Annotated in this window: 14 protein-coding genes; 2 read left to right on the top strand and 12 right to left on the bottom strand. The window is 61.8% G+C overall.

Going from position 1 to position 16,716, the window contains the following annotated elements:
- Positions 1-295: 295 nt before the first annotated feature.
- The 9 genes from ACEG18_RS07205 to ACEG18_RS07245 form a co-directional block, all read right to left on the bottom strand.
- Positions 296-685: a metal-dependent transcriptional regulator gene (locus ACEG18_RS07205; RefSeq protein ID WP_372542018.1), complete on the bottom strand. Its 390-nt coding sequence runs from the start codon at positions 683-685 to the stop codon at positions 296-298.
- Between the two features lie 212 nt (positions 686-897).
- On the bottom strand, positions 898-1,668 hold the full coding sequence (locus ACEG18_RS07210) for a Cof-type HAD-IIB family hydrolase (protein ID WP_372542020.1): 771 nt from the start codon (positions 1,666-1,668) through the stop codon (positions 898-900).
- Positions 1,669-1,674: 6 nt separating this feature from the next.
- Complete coding sequence (locus ACEG18_RS07215; RefSeq protein ID WP_372542022.1) at positions 1,675-3,534, bottom strand: ABC-F family ATP-binding cassette domain-containing protein; 1,860 nt, start codon at positions 3,532-3,534, stop codon at positions 1,675-1,677.
- 203 nt (positions 3,535-3,737) lie between these two features.
- Positions 3,738-4,610: a phosphate ABC transporter ATP-binding protein PstB gene (pstB, locus tag ACEG18_RS07220; protein WP_372542024.1), complete on the bottom strand. Its 873-nt coding sequence runs from the start codon at positions 4,608-4,610 to the stop codon at positions 3,738-3,740.
- Positions 4,607-5,533 carry a phosphate ABC transporter permease PstA gene (pstA, locus tag ACEG18_RS07225; RefSeq protein WP_195445851.1) on the bottom strand — a complete coding sequence of 309 codons (927 nt, stop codon included), beginning with the start codon at positions 5,531-5,533 and terminating at the stop codon, positions 4,607-4,609. Before pstA ends, pstB begins: the two co-directional genes overlap by 4 nt.
- On the bottom strand, positions 5,526-6,434 hold the full coding sequence (gene pstC, locus ACEG18_RS07230; protein ID WP_055252651.1) for a phosphate ABC transporter permease subunit PstC: 909 nt from the start codon (positions 6,432-6,434) through the stop codon (positions 5,526-5,528). Before pstC ends, pstA begins: the two co-directional genes overlap by 8 nt.
- A gap of 25 nt (positions 6,435-6,459) precedes the next feature.
- A complete protein-coding gene (locus tag ACEG18_RS07235; protein WP_372542026.1) occupies positions 6,460-7,398 on the bottom strand; it encodes a phosphate ABC transporter substrate-binding protein in 939 nt (312 codons plus the stop codon).
- Between the two features lie 320 nt (positions 7,399-7,718).
- On the bottom strand, positions 7,719-9,155 hold the full coding sequence (locus tag ACEG18_RS07240; RefSeq protein WP_372542028.1) for a M20 family metallopeptidase: 1,437 nt from the start codon (positions 9,153-9,155) through the stop codon (positions 7,719-7,721).
- A 54-nt stretch (positions 9,156-9,209) separates the two neighbouring features.
- Positions 9,210-9,905 carry an HAD hydrolase-like protein gene (locus ACEG18_RS07245; RefSeq protein WP_372542029.1) on the bottom strand — a complete coding sequence of 232 codons (696 nt, stop codon included), beginning with the start codon at positions 9,903-9,905 and terminating at the stop codon, positions 9,210-9,212.
- 123 nt (positions 9,906-10,028) lie between these two features.
- Between ACEG18_RS07245 and ACEG18_RS07250 the strand changes: the two genes are divergently transcribed.
- Complete coding sequence (locus tag ACEG18_RS07250; RefSeq protein ID WP_372542031.1) at positions 10,029-10,889, top strand: DegV family protein; 861 nt, start codon at positions 10,029-10,031, stop codon at positions 10,887-10,889.
- 168 nt (positions 10,890-11,057) lie between these two features.
- On the opposite strand, the gene ACEG18_RS07255 is transcribed toward ACEG18_RS07250, so the two are convergent.
- The 3 genes from ACEG18_RS07255 to ACEG18_RS07265 form a co-directional block, all read right to left on the bottom strand.
- A complete protein-coding gene (locus ACEG18_RS07255; protein ID WP_372542032.1) occupies positions 11,058-11,816 on the bottom strand; it encodes an LOG family protein in 759 nt (252 codons plus the stop codon).
- 213 nt (positions 11,817-12,029) lie between these two features.
- Entirely contained in the window at positions 12,030-13,169 is a 1,140-nt protein-coding gene (tgt, locus tag ACEG18_RS07260; RefSeq protein ID WP_055250876.1) for a tRNA guanosine(34) transglycosylase Tgt, read from the bottom strand.
- 437 nt (positions 13,170-13,606) lie between these two features.
- On the bottom strand, positions 13,607-14,407 hold the full coding sequence (locus ACEG18_RS07265; protein WP_006235414.1) for an SDR family NAD(P)-dependent oxidoreductase: 801 nt from the start codon (positions 14,405-14,407) through the stop codon (positions 13,607-13,609).
- Positions 14,408-14,701: 294 nt separating this feature from the next.
- Between ACEG18_RS07265 and ACEG18_RS07270 the strand changes: the two genes are divergently transcribed.
- Positions 14,702-16,465, top strand: coding sequence for a coiled-coil domain-containing protein (locus ACEG18_RS07270; protein ID WP_372542035.1), 1,764 nt, complete (start codon positions 14,702-14,704; stop codon positions 16,463-16,465).
- Positions 16,466-16,716: the final 251 nt, after the last annotated feature.

The raw sequence follows: 16,716 nt of genomic DNA on the forward strand, positions 1-16,716 counted from the left end.
ACCAAGCCCGGCCCCGGCCTGCGGCGACACAGCCGGCGGTTCTTGGGCATCGCTTGCTGGCGGGGTTCCTTGTCTGAGTTGGACTTAGTTGGTGGGGCTACTGGTCCCGATCGCTGTCCCGCGCCGTTCCGGCGCGGGAGGCGAGCCTCTTTGGGAACGCAGAGATAGCCCAGCTGTGGTGGCGTCGCGCACCGATAGCTGCACTTTGGACTGCGTCGGACTCGTTATTCTCCGAACCCCTCTCCCCTTTTCGCTGGTTCGCGCTTTGCGCGAACTCCGCGCTACTGAGGACCTGCTAGGATTCCGAGGTTGAATCCGTCGCCTCGCCCCGTCCCAACATCGCCCTCAGCTTCTCAAAGCTCTCCTCGCTCAGGCAATGCTCCATGTGGCAGCCCTCTTGCGACGCGACCTCAGCCGAAACACCCGCATCCTCCAGCAGCCCCACGAAAAAGCAGTGGCGCTCCCACATTTGACGGGCAACCTCAAGACCGCGTTCCGTCAGATGCACGTCGCGTTTGCCCATCTCCACGTAGCCGGTGCTCTCCAAGGCTGCCATGGCTTTAGAGACGCTTGCTTTGGTTACGCCCAAGTATTCGGCGACGTCGATTGAGCGCACCGTGCCTTGGCGCTGCGACAGAACGTAGATCGATTCGAGATAGTCTTCTCCGGATTCACGTAGGGCCATGGGCCGCCTTTCGCGATGGCTTCTAGTTAGCCTTTGGATACTTTCCACGGCTTACTTTACCGCAAAAGTTGCCCATGTCTTACTTCATTGACCAAAAAGTTAGCCGCGTTTCACAAAACACGCGGGGCAAGCAAGGCGACACGGCACGCAGCGCGCAAGGAGTGTCCCTAGCTGCCGGCAGATAAGGAACGTCCCCAAGTGCCGGGTCGTAGCTACACGAGGCCAAAGTGCTTCGCGGCGTTGTAGATGCCATCGTCGTCCACGGCTGTCGTCACATAGGTCGCTGCAGCTTTCACCGTGTCCTGCGCATTACCCATGGCCACGCTTGTGCCCACGGCAGAAAACATTGACAGGTCGTTCTCACCGTCGCCAAAGGCGATCGCCTCGCTCGCGTCGATGCCCAGCCGCTCCAGCGTCGCCGCCACGCCCAGGTCCTTTCCGCCGTTGGCCGGAATAATGTCGCAGAACAGATCGCACCAGCGCGTGGTGAGCGAATGCGACACGGTGTCGGTCACGATATGCTCGTCGGCAGGGTCCACAAAGGCGCAGAACTGGTAAACCGGCGCATCGAAGGCGTGTTCAAACGGCTCCTCGTGGTAGACGATTCCCGCGTTGCTGCCTGCCGTCACCACGCGCTCGGACAGGCGGTTCACAAACGAGTTCTCGCCCTGCATACACAGCGAGTCATAGCGCCCCTGCGCCACCTGGTCCACAATCACCGCAACGTCGTCCGGGTCAATCGGGCAGCTACGGTAAACGCCCTTGGCATCAAAACAGCGCTGACCCGAAAGCGTAATGTACGCATCCCAACCCAAGTTGAACAGCCAATCGGGCATCTGGTAGGTCGGGCGACCCGTAGCAATCACACACGCGATCCCCTGCTCGTGAAAGCTGTCGAGCACCTGCTGTGCCGACGCCGGAATCCGGTGGGTCTTAAAGCTCAGCAGCGTGCCGTCGATATCGAAAAACGCGGCCTTGATCATCCTCGCCTACTCCTCGCCCTCGAGCTTCTCGCTCGCCTCGAGCCACGCCATCTCCAGCTCGTCCATGGCGGCGTGGGCCTCGTCGATCTTTGCCTGCTGCTCGCCCAGCGCCGTGTAGTTGGTGGGGTCGACCTGAGCCATCGCGGCCTCGGCCTCCTCCACGCGGGCGCGCTGCGTCTCCATTTTGCGCTCGAGTGAGCTCACCTCGCGGCGAAGCTTCTGGCGCTCGGCATTGGAAAGGCCGTTGGGCTGACCGCTCGACTTGGGCTTTTCGGCCGCAGCTGCCGCGGCGCCGGTGTCGAACGTGCCGGTCTTGGCACTCGGTGCGCCCACGGGTTCGCCCTCGGCAGTGGCGTTGCACAGGCGCAGGTACTGGTCGACGCCGCCGGGCATATGCGTCAGGTGGCCGTCGAGCAGCGCCCACTGTTGGTCGGTCACGCGCTCCATCAAGAAGCGGTCGTGCGTCACCAGGATCAGCGTGCCCGGCCAGCCGTCGAGCAGGTCCTCGACAATCGCCAGCATGTCGGTATCGAGGTCGTTGCCCGGCTCGTCCAGGATAAGCACGTTGGGCTCGTCCAGGATCGTCAGCAGCAGCGACAGGCGACGGCGCTGGCCGCCCGAAAGATCGCCGATACGACTCCAGAGCTGCTGCGTCGTAAAGCCCAGACGCTCGCAGAGCTTCTCGGGCGAAGTCTCCTTGCCGTCGATGACGTAGTACTTCTTATAGTGGCTGAGCACCTCGCGAATCGTGTCGCCCATGTAGGGCTCGAGCTCCTCGAGCTGCTGCGACAGCACGCCAAAGCGCACCGTCTGGCCGATCTTTACGCGACCGCGCAGGGGCGCGATCTTGCCCTGAATCACGTCGAGCAACGTGGACTTGCCGGCGCCGTTCTCGCCCAAAAGACCATAGCGGTCGCCCGCACCGATGAGCCAGGTCACGTCGGTGAGCACCTGCTTGGGCGCGCCATCGGTATCCGCATAGCCGGCGTCCACATCGACCACGTCGATGACCTGCTTGCCTAGGCGGCTCACGGCAAGGCGCTTGAGCTCCAGCTCGTCACGCACGGGCGGTACGTCGGCGATCAGCTCGCGAGCAGCCTCAACGCGAAACTTGGGCTTGGTGGAACGCGCCTGGGCGCCGCGGCTCAGCCACGCGAGCTCCTTGCGCGCCATGTTGCGACGGCGCTCCTCGGTAACGGCGGCCATGCGGTCGCGCTCCACGCACTGCAGGATATATGCCGAGTAGCCGCCCTCGAAGGGATCGACCTGGCCGTCGTGGACCTCCCACATGCTGGTGCAGACCTCGTCCAAGAACCAGCGGTCGTGCGTGACCACGAGCATGGCGCCCTGGCCGCGCTGCCAGCGGGCCTTTAAGTGACGCGCAAGCCAGTTGATGGTGCGCATGTCCAGGTGGTTGGTGGGCTCGTCGAGCATGAGCACATCGTAGTCGCCGATCAGCAGGCGCGCAAGGTCCACGCGACGGCGCTGACCGCCCGAGAGCTCGCCCACCATGCCCTCCCAGGGCACATCGCTAATAAGACCGGCCAGAATCTGGCGCGTACGCGGACTCGACGCCCACTCATACTCGGGCGTGTCGCCCACAACGGCATGATGCACGGTATCGGTGTCGACAAGCTGATCCTTTTGACCGAGTAGACCGATCGTGGTGCCGCGGCGGTGCGTCACGCGTCCGTCATCGGGCTCCAGCGTGCCGGCGAGCACGCTCAGCAGCGTCGACTTGCCGTCGCCGTTTTTACCGACAATACCAATGCGGTCGCCCTCGCCCACGCCGAGCGTCACGCTATCGAAAATATGCTTGGTGGGAAACTCTAGGCTGATGGAATCGCATCCCAAAAGAATCGCCATATGCCCTGCTCCTTCGTAGAGATTCAACGTTGTCCATGATAGCGAAAACCACCACAAAGGGGACAGGCACCTTTGTGGTGGTTTTGGGCAAGCGCACCAGCACGCGACGCAAAAAGGCGGGCCATCTCCCGCAAGAGATGACCCGCCTCTCCAATCAGCCCCGCGGCAACCGTGGCCGCCGCGGGCCTCAAGCATGTCCCGGACTAGGAGAACATGCCGGTGAGGTAATCATTCAGCCGCTTATCCTTGGGCCGTTGGAAAATCTCGTCGGTCTCGTCGTACTCGACCATATCGCCCATGTAGAAAAACGCCGTGCGGTTGGAAACGCGCGACGCCTGCTCCATGTTGTGCGTCACGATGACGATGGCGCGGTCGGCCACGATCGACGACATGAGGTCCTCGATCGCCAGCGTCGAGATGGGGTCGAGCGCCGAGCAGGGCTCGTCAAACAGGATTACGTCGGGGTTGAGTGCCAGCGTGCGCGCGATGCACAAACGCTGCTGCTGACCGCCCGAAAGCGCGTAGGCGCTCTTGTCGAGCTTGTCCTTGACCTCGTCCCACAGGGCCGCACCGCGCAGGCTTTCCTCGACCATGCGATCGAGCTCGTCGCGGTCGGTGATGCCGTGGCGCTTGGGCGCAAACGTGATGTTGTCTCGAATGGACTTGCGGAAGGGGTTGGGCTGCTGAAACACCATGCCAATGGACCGGCGCAGCTCGTAGGTATTCTCGGTCTTGGTGTTCACGTTGCGTCCGCGGTAGCTGATCTCGCCCTCCACGCGGCAGCCGCGAATCTCGCGATTCATCAGGTTGAGGCTGCGCAAGAAGGTCGACTTGCCGCAGCCCGAAGGCCCGATGAGCGCCGTGATCTCACCCTTGTGGAAGTCGAGCGACGTGTCGTGCAGCGCATGGTGGTCGCCATAGTACACGTTGACGTCCTTGGTGGAGAGCACGACCTCGTCGCTCACGGCCTTGCCGCTCACGCGCACGTGCTTCTCGCTCTCCCCCACACTCGACAGAAAGTCCTGGGTCTCGGACGTGGCCGCATCGGTTGCGGGCGTCGCATTTATCTCGCTCATTCGGCCGTCATCCTCCTTGCCAGTTGCTTGCCCACGATACGGGCGACTACGTTAAACAGCAGCACGCAAATCATCAGCAGCGCCGCGGTGCCCCAAACGATCTGCTGGGCCTCGGGGCTGCCCTCACCGTAAATCTTGTAGATGTGCACGGCGAGCGACTCACCGGGGCGGAACACGTTCCAGGCGCAGGTGGGACTCGACAGGTTAAAGCTCAAGAAGTTCAGACGCACCGGCGAGCTCATGCCCGAGGTAAAGAGCAGCGCCGCGGCCTCGCCAAAGACACGGCCGGCCGAAAGCACGATGCCGGTCACGATGGCGGGCATGGCCTCGGGAATCAGAATGTGCAGCGTGGCCTCCCAGCGGGTGAGTCCCATGGCCAGGCACGCATCGCGCTGGGCCTGCGGCACGTCCTCGAGCGCCTGCTGAATCACGCGCACCAGGATGGGGATGTTGAACATGGTGAGCGCGACGGCGCCGGAGATGATGGAGTACTTCCAGCCCAGCTGCACCGAGAACACCAGAAAGCCGAACATGCCGACGACGATGGAAGGCAACGAGGACAAGGTCTCGATAGCGGTGGAGGCGATGTCGCGGATAGGCCCATCGGGCGCGTACTCAACCAAAAAGACCGCGCCGCCCAGGCTGATGGGCACCGAGATGATCAGGGTGATCAGCAGCAGGTAAAACGAGTCGAACAGCTGGTAGAGCACGCCGCCCTGGGTTCCGTTGGCGCGCGCAGGCTGCGTGAGGAAGCCCGGCTGGAACAGCGTCGAGATGCCCTCGAACAGGATGTAGGCCACCATGGAGACGACGATGAGCATGACGATGGCGACGATCGCCGTCAGCACGCCCGTGGCGATGCGGTCCTGCCTTTGGACACGCCCGAGTCTCGCCTCGTCGATATGGATGCGCGTGCTAGCCACGAGCCTTCGCCCCCTTGCGGCCAATGAGATGGATGATCAGGATGAAGATGAGGCTCATGCCCATCAGCAGAAGACCGAGCGCCCACAGGACGTCGTCCTGGGCCGAGCCCTCGGCATAGACAGCCATAGATGTGGTGAGCGTGGTGGTGATGGTCGAGGCGGGCGACAGCAGCGACGTCGGCATGGCCTCGATGCCGCCGATAACCATGCGCACGGCGAGCGTTTCGCCAAAGGCGCGGGTCATGCCAAGGATGACCGCGGTCATGAGCGACGGCATGGCGGACTTGAGCACCACGTGCCAGATGGTCTGCCAGCGGGTGTAGCCCAGTGCGAGCGAGCCCTGACGGTAGCTGTCGGGCACAGCGCGCAGGCCATCGACCGAAAGCGTGGTCATCGTCGGCAGAATCATGACTGCCAGCACGATAGCGCCGGGCAAGATACCCAGACCCGTGCTCACATGGAAAACGCTCTTCATAAGGCCGACGACCACGTGAAAGCCGATCAGGCCAAAGACGACCGAGGGAATACCGGTCAAAAGCTCAATGAGCGGCTGAAAAACCTTGGAGCCAAACTTAGGCTGAATCTCGACCGCAAAGATGGCAGAGCCGATGGCGATGGGCAGTGCGATGAGCGTGGAGAGCACCATGACCGCAAACGAGGTGACGATCAGGGGCAGGGCGCCAGTGTAGGGCAGGCCGTTTTCGGCCGTGTTGGCCAGGTCCCACTTGGTACCGGTAAAAAACTCGACGATCGAGACGCCGTCCTTGAAAAAAGCCGAGAGCCCCTTTTGGGCGACCATAAAGATGAGCGCGGCAACGACAAGCGTCACGAGCGCTACGCACGCACCCGTGACGCCCAGGCCCACGTTCTCAAGCTCGCGCTTTGGCAGCTGTTTTGCCATTGCAAACCTTTCCGGGGGCGATTACTTATTTAGCGGAGACCTTGCCACTGGCGTCCTTGACGACCTTCATGGCAGAAACGGGAATAAAGCCCTGCTCCTCGACGAGCTTGCCCTGGACGTCGTCGGAAAGCATGAACTCCAGGAAGGCCTTGGTGGCCTCGTCGGCGTCCTTAGCACAGTACATGTGCTCGGTCGCCCAGATCTTGAAGGAGTCGTCGGTGACGTTTGTGCTCTTGGGCTCGACGCCCTCGACCATGATGGCGTTGAACTTGGAGTCATCGAAGTGCGAGAAGTCGAGGTAGGAGATGGCGTTGTCGGTGCTGCCCATCTGAGTCTGGACATCGCCGGACTTGTCGAGCTCGGCGTCGCCCTTAAAGTCGACGGCCTCGTCGCCAAAGACGGCGGCCTCGAAGGTGGCGCGGGTGCCGGAGCCGGCCTTGCGGTTGAGAACGACGATCTTGGCGTCGTCGCCGCCGACCTCCTTCCAGTTGGTGATCTGGCCGGAGAAGATACCCTTGAGCTGCTCGAGGGACAGGTCGTCGACCTTGACGTTCTTGGAGACGACGGGGCCCATGCCCACGACGGCGACCTCGTGGTCGACGAGGTTCTTGACCTGGTCGGTCTCGAGCTTGGTCTCGGCGAAGACGTCGGAGTTACCGATAGTGACGGTGCCGGCGGCGACAGCGGTCAGGCCCTTGCCCGAACCGTTACCCGAGCCAGAGACGGAGACGTCCGGGTTGGCATCCATGAACTTCTCGGCAGCAGCCTCGACGAGAGCCTGGAACGAGGAAGCGCCGTCGTAGGTCACCTCGCCCGAGACGGACTCGGCAGCAGCGGCGCTGCCCTCAGCAGCGGTGTTGGCGGCGTTGGAGCCGCCGCAACCAACGAGACCGAGACCGACGATGCTGGCAAGACCACCAGCAAGGCCGAGGAACTGACGACGAGAATAAGCCTGATCGAGCATGATCTTCCTTTCATACATGCGACTCGCGGGCACCCTGCCCGCTTTGCTGTTTGGAAAGATACGGTCTCGATCGGGCGACGACCGCCTTATCTGCGGTTTCTTACGGACATTTGATAGACCCTTACCGCAAGCTCTGCCCAGCCTTTACAAACGGATAACAAACCCGCCACCAAGCATGACCCGCCTTTTACACCAATAAAAACAAAGTTGCGGTGAAATAGTTCCTGCTTGGCCATCAAATGGCCCATTCTAGGAACTATTCCACCGCAACTTAAAAAGCCCGGACGAAAGGGGTGCTAAGTTGTTAAAACGCCGCAGCCTTAAAGCTCAAGCTCGTTCAAACGTAAGATCGCCACGATGTAGATCTTGAGCGCCTGCTTGAGCTGTTCCTCGTTGGCGCACTCGTTGGGACCGTGCATCTGGCCGCCCCACTCGGGCAGCTCCAGACCGGTCTCCTCGGGGCCAAACGAGACGGCGCGGGCAAAGTTGCGCGCGTACGTGCCGCCGCCCATGGCAAAGGGCTCAGCATGCTTGCCCGTAAACTCGTTATAGGTATCAATAAGCGCCTTCACGGCCGGATCGTCGGCAGAGACCGAGAACGGCACCTTCGCACGACCCACACGGCACGTCACGCCAAAGCGGCCGACGAGCGGCTCGAGCTGCTCGCAAATGGTATCGACGCTCGTGCTGTCGGGGAAGCGCACGTCGATGACCTGCTCAATATGGCCATCCGCCACGCGAATGACGCCAGCGTTGCAGGTAAGCGGGCCAAACGCCGGACTCGTCGCATCGATACCCAGGCCGCGGCCATAGGCATCCGCATGCACAAAGGCCAGGAACTTGACGAACTCGTGCTCGGCAGGCGTCAGCAGGCGCTCGTCGCGTGCACCAAACGCGTCTTCGGCCTCGCGCAGATACGACACGATCAGGCCGACGGCGTTGATGGTGCCCTCAGGCATCGAAGCGTGGCCGCCAATACCGTGGGCGAAAATCTGCGCATGCCCGTTATCAAGCGCCGTGATCTCCAGGCGGTCGGCGTTCTCAACGGGCGCCGGCAGCTCATCGGCGGCAATCGCGAGCTCGCAGATGGACTGCGACGGAATGGCATTGCTCGCCTCGGAGCCGCTCCACGACACGATGCGCCCGCCGTCGATCTTGGGACTCACGAACGTCGCCCCAAACTGGCCCTTCTCGGCATTGCAGACCGGAAACTCGGCATCGGGCGTAAACAAAAAGTCGGGGTCTGCGTGGTTCTCCAGATAATGGTGAACGTCGGACATGCCCACTTCCTCATCGCAGCCCAGCAGCGCGCGGAAAGTATAGCGCGGGGTAATGCCGTGCTTGAGCAGATAGGCGCCGGCGTAGAGCGACAGCACCGCCGGACCCTTGTCGTCGATAACGCCGCGGCCGAGCAGCCAGCCCTCGCGACGCTCCATCGCAAACGGGTCGGTGTTCCAGCCCGGGCCGGCGGGCACCACGTCCACGTGGCAGATGGTCGCGAGCTGCTTGTCGCCGCGGCCAGGAATATCGGCAATGCCCACATAGCCCTCGTCGTCGCTCGTCTGATAGCCGAGCTTCTGCGCGATGCCGAGCGCACAGTCGAGCGCGTCACGGACCGGGCGGCCAAACGGCGCGCCGGGCTCTGCATCGGCAGAAACTGCCACGGACGGATAGCTCACCAGCTGCTCGATATCGGCGACGACATCTTCCCAGACCTCGTCGACATACTCGGCGACGCTCTGCTCCACCTGATTCATGGACGACCTCCTTACCAATGAGCGGCAAGCGTACCCGCCCCTCACATTTAGTTCCTAGATAGAGAAAAGTTTAGCAAGCTCGGCCACCGAGTGCACCACTGCATCGGCACCCGCCGCCTCATGCTCACCCGGCGCCGCCGCGCCCGAATAGATGCCGATGCACGGCACGCCCATCGCGTGCGCGCCCTCGACGTCGTTAAAGCGATCGCCGATCATCACGGCATCGTCCGCCGTCGCGCCGAGCGCCGCCAGGGCATCGCGAACCGAATCGGCCTTGGTCTCGCGCCCCTGCGGAGGATTCATGCCAACCACGGCTTCGAACTGAGAAAGACCAAGCTCATGCACCATGTCGATGCATTTGGCCTCCATGCGTGACGTCGCCACGGCCATACGCTTGCCCCGGGCGGCCAACTCATCCAGCAGCTCGGGAATCCCATCGAACACGGGGTACTCCTCCGGTCCCAGCTCATCAAAAAAGGCGCGGTACTCGTCGGCCACCACAAGCGACTCCTCGCGGGAAAAGCCGTAAAAGTCGTGAAAGCTCTTCCACAGGGGCGGCCCGATCATGCGGCGCAGATCACCCATCTGCGTCTCCGAAAACCCGCGCGCAGCCAGCGTCTTGCGCGTCGAGGTCATCACTGCCCGACCCGTATCGGCCACCGTACCGTCAAAATCGAACAGCACAACCGGCCGCTTGCCTATCTCCAGCGCCTCCATCGGTATCCCTCTTCCCCAGTTGATGATTTCCACACCGACACTTCAAACTGTTGACTATTCAACAATTGAACCTAGCAATGTAGAGCAACTCCACTATACTTGTCGCACTTTGCTCTCAGAAGGCGGCGCCGTCGCGCCCCAACGAAAGGTGCAATTATGTCTTTTGCCATCATAACCGACTCCACGTCGGACATCTCCCCCGCCCGTGCTCAAGAGCTTGGCATTTACGTGATTCCGCTGCATGTGATTATCGAGGGCGAGGACCTGCTCGACCAGGTGCAGATTACCGCTGAGGAGTACGTCGCCCGCATGGCAGGCTCCGAGCAGCTACCGCACACCTCGCAGCCGAGCGCCGGCGAGTTCAAGGCACTCTTTGACCGCGTGCTCGCCGACGGCCACGATAGCGCGATCTTTATCTCGCTGTGCAGCGAGTGGTCCGCCTGCTATGCCAACGCCAGCCTGGTGGCCGAGACCCACGAGCTCGACGTGCGCTGCATCGATTCGCGCACCGGCTCGGGCGCCGAGGGCCTACTGGTGGAGTACGCGCTGGCCATGCGTGAGGACGGCCGCAGCCTGGACGAGACCGAGGCGCAGATCCGCGCGACGCTGCCTGACGCCCATCTGCTGCTAATTCCCCGCACGCTCGAGAACCTCGTTAAGAACGGCCGCGCGCCTAAGCTCGCCGGCCAGCTCACGCAGATGCTCAACATTCGTCTGGCCGTTTCGCCGGAGTGGAAATCGGGCGAGATCAAGGCCGTCAAAAAGGGCCGCGGCGCCAAGCGCATCGTCGCCAACACCATGGCTGACTGCCTCGCATTTTTGGCCGAACATCCAGGCTCCAGCGTGCGCGTGCTCACGACCGGCGCCGCCGAGGAGCAGGAGCTCGTCAACCAGGCGCTCGCGGGCCAGGACTACGTAGACGCCGGCACCGGCCCCATCGGCTGCACCATCGCCACCCATGTAGGCGTCGACGCCATCGCCATCAGCTACTGCCCCCGCTACCAGCCAACTCGCTAGGGACGCCCACATCAGTTGCGGTGAAATAGGGACTGTTTTTGGCTTATTAGCCGTCAATCAATCCCTATTCCACCGCAACTTAGAAGCAGTTCATTTGGGACGGGGCTAAAAAGACTGGCATGTAACGTTACGCACCGGTCTTTTTAGCCCCGTCCCATTTTAGCTACTCTACATCAGCCCGCTCAGGGCAATGTCAACGGCCTCGTTGAGGTCGTCGGTAATGTGTACCAGATCCGGATCGAGCGGACTGATCATACCGGCGCTCATCACCGGACCGTTGAGCCAGTCGAACAGGCCCTGCCAGTACTCGCTGCCCACCAGCACGAGCGGCATGCGCTTGACCTTGTGCGTCTGCACCAGCGTGAGAACCTCGAACATCTCGTCGAGCGTGCCAAAGCCGCCGGGAAATACGATGGCGCCCGAGCTGTACTTAACGAACATGGTTTTGCGCACAAAGAAGTAGCGGAAGTCCATGCCGAGGTTCACGTATTTGTTGAGCCCCTGCTCATGCGGAAGCTCGATACCCAGGCCGACCGACTTGCCGTTGGCGCTCGCCGCTCCCCTGTTGGCTGCCTCCATGACGCCGGGACCGCCGCCGGTGATAACCGCCACGCCGCGCTGGGCGATTTTGCGCCCGACGGTACGCGCCGCCTTGTAGAGCGGATCGGTCTTGGGCGTGCGGGCGCTACCGAAGATGGTCACCGCAGGTCCAAGCTCGGCAAGTGCGCCAAAGCCATCGACAAACTCTGCCTGAATTCGCAGCACGCGCCAGGGGTCGGCGTGCAGCCAGTCAGTCGACTCCTCGGGCGCCAGCAGGTTGGCGTAGGTGTTGTCCTTAGGAATCATGGGGCCGCGCATGACCACGGGGCCGCGGCGGTACGTCTCGTCGTAGGCAGGCTCGCCCTCGACGTTCTCATTCTTAATCATGGGTACTCCTATCGAGAAAAAGAAAAGCGGGCGGGGTCGACGCCATGCGTCAAACACCCGCCCGAACATCAACTATTCGGTATGGTACCCACGATGCATCAAGCACTTGCAAGCTATCGGTCAGCGGTCGCGCAACCGGTGTCAGCGAATGTGACGACCGGCTGGCGCTCGGCCATTGCCGTTGCCCACGCTCTGCAAGCGTGTCCGTCGCTCTTAGTAATCCACCGCCGCTGGGCTGTTCATCCAGTCACTCACGAACGCGCCGTAACGACCCTCGATAATGGCCTGGCGGGCGCGCTGCATCAGGTTGAGCAGGTAGTAGATGTTGTGCATCGACAGCAGAATGCCGCCGAGCATCTCCTTCTGCGTGACCATGTGACGGATGAGCGCGCGGCTGTAGCCGCCCGTGCACACCGGGCAGGTGCAGGTGGGGTCGATGGGGCCGTCGTCGTGCGCAAAGCGCGCGTTACGGAAGTTAAGGCGACCTTCACTGGAGAACGCCGTACCCATGCGACCGGTGCGCGTCGGCAGCACACAGTCGAACATGTCGATGCCCACGCCCACGCCGCGCACGAGCGTGGTGGGGTTGCCGACACCCATCAGGTAGCGCGGCTTATGCTTGGGCATGTACTCGCTCACGAGCGGCGCCAGGGTCTCGAACATGGTCTCGTGATCCTCGCCCACCGAGTAGCCACCGATACCATAGCCCGGGAAGTCGCCGCACTCCTCCAGATGGCGCAGCGAACGCAGGCGCAGATCCAGGTGCATGCCGCCCTGAACGATGCCAAAGAGCGCCTGGTCATCGCGGGTATGCGCCTTATAGCAGCGCTCGGCCCACATGCTCGACAGCTCAACGGCGCGCTCAACGTAGGCGCGCGTGGCGGGATAGCCCGGGCACTGGTCGAGCTGCATGCAGATATCGGAGCCGAGTTTCATGGCGATTTCCATGTTGTCCTCGGGCGTCCAAAACACGTGGCGGCCGTCGTAATCGTTGACGATAAAGCGCACGCCCTCATCGGTGAGCTTGACGGCATCGTTGTGGCTGAAGACCTGGAAACCGCCCGAGTCGGTGAGGATGGGGCCGTGCCAGTTCATGAACTTGTGCAGGCCGCCCAGCTCGGCGATGGTGTCCTCGCCGGGACGCATGGACAGATGATAGGTATTGGCGAGCACGATCTGGGCGCCGAGCTTCTTGACAGTCTCGGTAGGAATGCCCTTGACGTTTGCCTTGGTGCCCACGGGCATAAAAATCGGCGTCTCGATGTCGCCGTGCGGGGTGTGCAGTACGCCGGCACGCGCGTGCGTCGTCGGGTCCTCGGCGATCAGGTCGAATTTAAAAAGGTTCTGGTCCATAAACTGGAACTCCTTGGTTGCGGTTCATACGCAAACCATTATACGGGCAACCCGCAAGAAGCACCGACTCGACAGAAACTGGCGCAAGAGGTGGCGCGGCAGGGACACGGCAAATGAGCGCGGATTTTTGGACGCTTACCGAATGAGCGTGGATAATCTCCCACTTTTGCCCAAAACACAGACCAAAAACGGGAGATTATCCACGCTCATTTTGTGGGCACTCATTTAAGTACGTCCCCAATGAGTGGAGCTATTTACCAACCACGGAAACGCCGATGTTTTGTCAACGTCAGCGAGCGGGTCACATTTGAGACAAGGTGCCGTGAAATGAAAGGGCGCTGACCTTCTGGTCGCGCCCTTGAAATTGAACGGCAGATTGTCCAAATGCGGCCCGCGCAGCGTCGGCCGGTCCGCCGTTCGGTAGAACGGCGGAACCCCTAAGGACGCTGGCCCATGCCACCCTCGAGGGTGACGGTCTCGCCGTTCATATACTTAAAGTCGGGACCGCAGAGCTGAACGACAACGCGGCCGATTTCCTTCTCGACGTCGCCGTAGTGGCCAGCCGGCGGCATGTGGACGTTGGCCTTGAACGCCTCGGGATAAGCATCCTGGAAGTTCTCGAGCGCAGCGGTCCAAGCAAGCGGGCAAACGATATTGACGTTGATGCCGTCCTTGCCCCACTCGTTGGCAGCGACGCGGGTCAGGCCGCGGATGCCCTCCTTGGCGGCAGCATAGCTGCACTGGCCATAGTTGCCAAACAGGCCGGCGCCCGAGGCAAAGTTGACCACGGAGCCCTTGGTCTCCTTCAGGTGCGGATAGGCCTTCTGCATGTACAGATAGGTGGCATACAGACCGGAATAAATGGCCAGGTTAAACTGATCCATGGTGTGGTCGGCGATGGTCACACCCGAGGCGCTGGCCTGAGCATTGTTGACGACGGCGTCGATGCGGCCGAACTCCTCAATGGCCTTGTCGATGACGTTCTGGACGACAGCTTCGTTGTCCTGACCAGCCGAAACATCGGCCTGAACAGGCAGAACCTTGACGCCGTACTCGGCCTCGAGGGATTCCTTGGCAGCCTCGAGCTTGGCAACGTTGCGGCCGGTAATGACGAGGTTTGCGCCCTCCTTGGCAAAAGCGATATCGATGCCGTAGCCGATGGAACCAGCGGAGCCGTCCTTAAGCGTGGCCTTGCCGCCGCCGGTAACGATCACGGTCTTACCAGTGAAAAGTCCCATATAAAGTCCTTTCAAATCGCGACGGGCCCGCCCGTCGACTGCGCGCATCCAACTTCACGCGCCAAAAGCTGAAATGCAACTTTAGCGGGTTCAAGTGAAAAATAAAGCCCATGGCAGGCGAACGGCGCAACGTCTTTCGGCGAAGGGAATGTCAAGTACAAACTGGATAAAGTGGCCGAGTTTTTGCTATCGACGCGAGCCATCGAACACGTTTTGAAACTTTGCTGCGGCGCGCGGGATGTCAGCGCGAGACTTTATCATAGGGTGACGAACAACGATGAGGAGCACATGCCTATGACAGACGAGCTGGACCCCCAGACTCAACAGCATATTGATGATTCCGCAGACGTCGCTGCAGATGCCGACGCTGTGACCTGCGATGATATTGACCTCGACGACCCCATCTTGGACGAAAGCGCTACGGCGGAAACCCCCGGCGCCGAAGATGCAGGCGAGCAAAATGACGATGCGCCCGCTCAGGACGACGACCCCGTACATGATGCCACTCCGCAAGCTGCGGGCCCTATCGAGGTTTCTTCAGAAGAAGAGCTCGACGCCGTCATGGACTCCATGATGGATGCCGTCAAAGCGATGAAAGACGCCGTGGCCGACGCTGACGTTGACGCCGAGGAAGAGGAGGCCGCCGAGGCAGCCTCGACCTTCGTACCCGGCGAGACTCCGGTTGCCGACCAGGGCAGCACCATGCCCTCGTTTCTGCAGCTCGAGCACCCCACGATTGGCGCCGATGCAGTCGACCCGCACGCAGCAGGCTTTTCTGTGATCGAGGGCGGTACCGGCAATATCGCCGTGCCGCAGGCTGCCGATGCGGATGCTGCCGGCACCGCTCGCCCGACCGCCCCGCACTCCCCTGCCGCGAACCGCGATCTGGGGACCGCTGTCTCGAACACCGCGAACGCCGTGGGCACCTTTATCGCCCAGGGCGCCTCGGCCATGCGCGAGATGAACGCCGCGAAAAAGGCACTTGCCGATGCCCGCGCCCACTTGGCCGAACTTGAGCAGCGCATTGCCAATCAGGCCGAGGAACTCGAGACGCGCCAGGATATCGCAGGCCGCTACGACCAGATCGTCGCCGACCAGCGCCAGGCGATTGCCACGGCCCAAAAGACTGCAGCGGCCGCCGAGATTGACCGTGATGCCCACGCCGCCAAAGCGACAGAGCTCAAGGGTCAGCTCGAACAAATGAAGACAGAGGATGACGCGACCGAGCTCCGTCTGAAGGCCGCGCTCGATGCCGTGGAGGCCCGCGAGACGAGCTCGCGCGAGACCGGCAACCGCCTCGTTCGACGTCTTGAGGATTCCAAGCGCATCCGCGACAAGGTGAAGGCAGAGCGAGACGCCGGCATTGCCGCCGCACAACAAACCGTCGACGCCACGCGCGCCCAACTCGAGACGCTGCGTCATGAGTATGCCGAGCTGCAACGCAATCCCTCGGCAAATCCCGCCAACTATACGGTGCGCACCAGCGAGCTCTCGATGCAGATTTCCGACACGGCAGATGCCCTGCGTAAAGCCGAAGAAGATGTCCCGCGCATCACCGCCGACCTTGAGCATTCACTTGCCGCAGCCGAGCAGGCCGTCGAGCAGGCTCAAGCCCCTATCGCCGACGCAAAACGCGCGCACCAAGCCGTGACGACCGAAGCCGATGCCGCGCGCGACGAGTTGCAGACGGCGAAGACTGCCGCCGCGACTCGTCAGCGCGAACTGCGCGAGAAGATCGCCGCGGAGGACAAGGCACGCCGCGAGCAGGAGCAGACCATCGCCAACGCCCAAGCAGATGTCGCACATGCGCAGTCGATCATCGAACAGGCGACCGAGGTGCACGACCACCCAGAGATCACCGAGTCGCTTGCAGGGTCCCTGGCCCGAGACAAAGCCGAACACACCGAGACCGAGCGAGAAGTCGCCCAGCTCGAGGCCACCGAGGACGCGGTGCGCGAGCGTACCCGCGACTCACGCATCAAATTCACCGGCGCCATCGTCTGCATCATCGCTGCAGTCCTCGTACTCATCGCAATCTGGCTATTCACAAGCAAGTAGTCATTGGGGACGTTCTTAAACGACTAGTCAAACAAGAACGTCCCCAAAGACTAGTCCAATGACGAGAGTGGATAATCTCCCACTTTGAGCCCCCAAGCAGGCCAAAAACGGGAGATTATCCACTCTCATTCTGCAGGCACTCATTTAAGTACGTCCCCAATGAGTACATCCCCAATGAGTACCTGCCGATGCTTTGGCGAAGTCAGCGAAAACGCCCCTAAGCGAGCAAGGTGACGTGAAAGAGGAGGGCA

This window comes from Collinsella aerofaciens, from assembly GCF_041537385.1.
Taxonomy (GTDB): domain Bacteria; phylum Actinomycetota; class Coriobacteriia; order Coriobacteriales; family Coriobacteriaceae; genus Collinsella; species Collinsella aerofaciens_BV.

Excerpts from the sequence above, each read along its gene's own strand:
- ACEG18_RS07205 (WP_372542018.1), bottom strand. The coding sequence starts at position 685 with ATGGCCCTACGTGAATCCGGAGAAGACTATCTCGAATCGATCTACGTT.
- ACEG18_RS07210 (WP_372542020.1), bottom strand. The coding sequence starts at position 1,668 with ATGATCAAGGCCGCGTTTTTCGATATCGACGGCACGCTGCTGAGCTTT.
- ACEG18_RS07215 (WP_372542022.1), bottom strand. The coding sequence starts at position 3,534 with ATGGCGATTCTTTTGGGATGCGATTCCATCAGCCTAGAGTTTCCCACC.
- pstB (WP_372542024.1), bottom strand. The coding sequence starts at position 4,610 with ATGAGCGAGATAAATGCGACGCCCGCAACCGATGCGGCCACGTCCGAG.
- pstC (WP_055252651.1), bottom strand. The coding sequence starts at position 6,434 with ATGGCAAAACAGCTGCCAAAGCGCGAGCTTGAGAACGTGGGCCTGGGC.
- ACEG18_RS07235 (WP_372542026.1), bottom strand. The coding sequence starts at position 7,398 with ATGCTCGATCAGGCTTATTCTCGTCGTCAGTTCCTCGGCCTTGCTGGT.
- ACEG18_RS07240 (WP_372542028.1), bottom strand. The coding sequence starts at position 9,155 with ATGAATCAGGTGGAGCAGAGCGTCGCCGAGTATGTCGACGAGGTCTGG.
- ACEG18_RS07250 (WP_372542031.1), top strand. The coding sequence starts at position 10,029 with ATGTCTTTTGCCATCATAACCGACTCCACGTCGGACATCTCCCCCGCC.
- ACEG18_RS07255 (WP_372542032.1), bottom strand. The coding sequence starts at position 11,816 with ATGATTAAGAATGAGAACGTCGAGGGCGAGCCTGCCTACGACGAGACG.
- tgt (WP_055250876.1), bottom strand. The coding sequence starts at position 13,169 with ATGGACCAGAACCTTTTTAAATTCGACCTGATCGCCGAGGACCCGACG.
- ACEG18_RS07265 (WP_006235414.1), bottom strand. The coding sequence starts at position 14,407 with ATGGGACTTTTCACTGGTAAGACCGTGATCGTTACCGGCGGCGGCAAG.
- ACEG18_RS07270 (WP_372542035.1), top strand. The coding sequence starts at position 14,702 with ATGACAGACGAGCTGGACCCCCAGACTCAACAGCATATTGATGATTCC.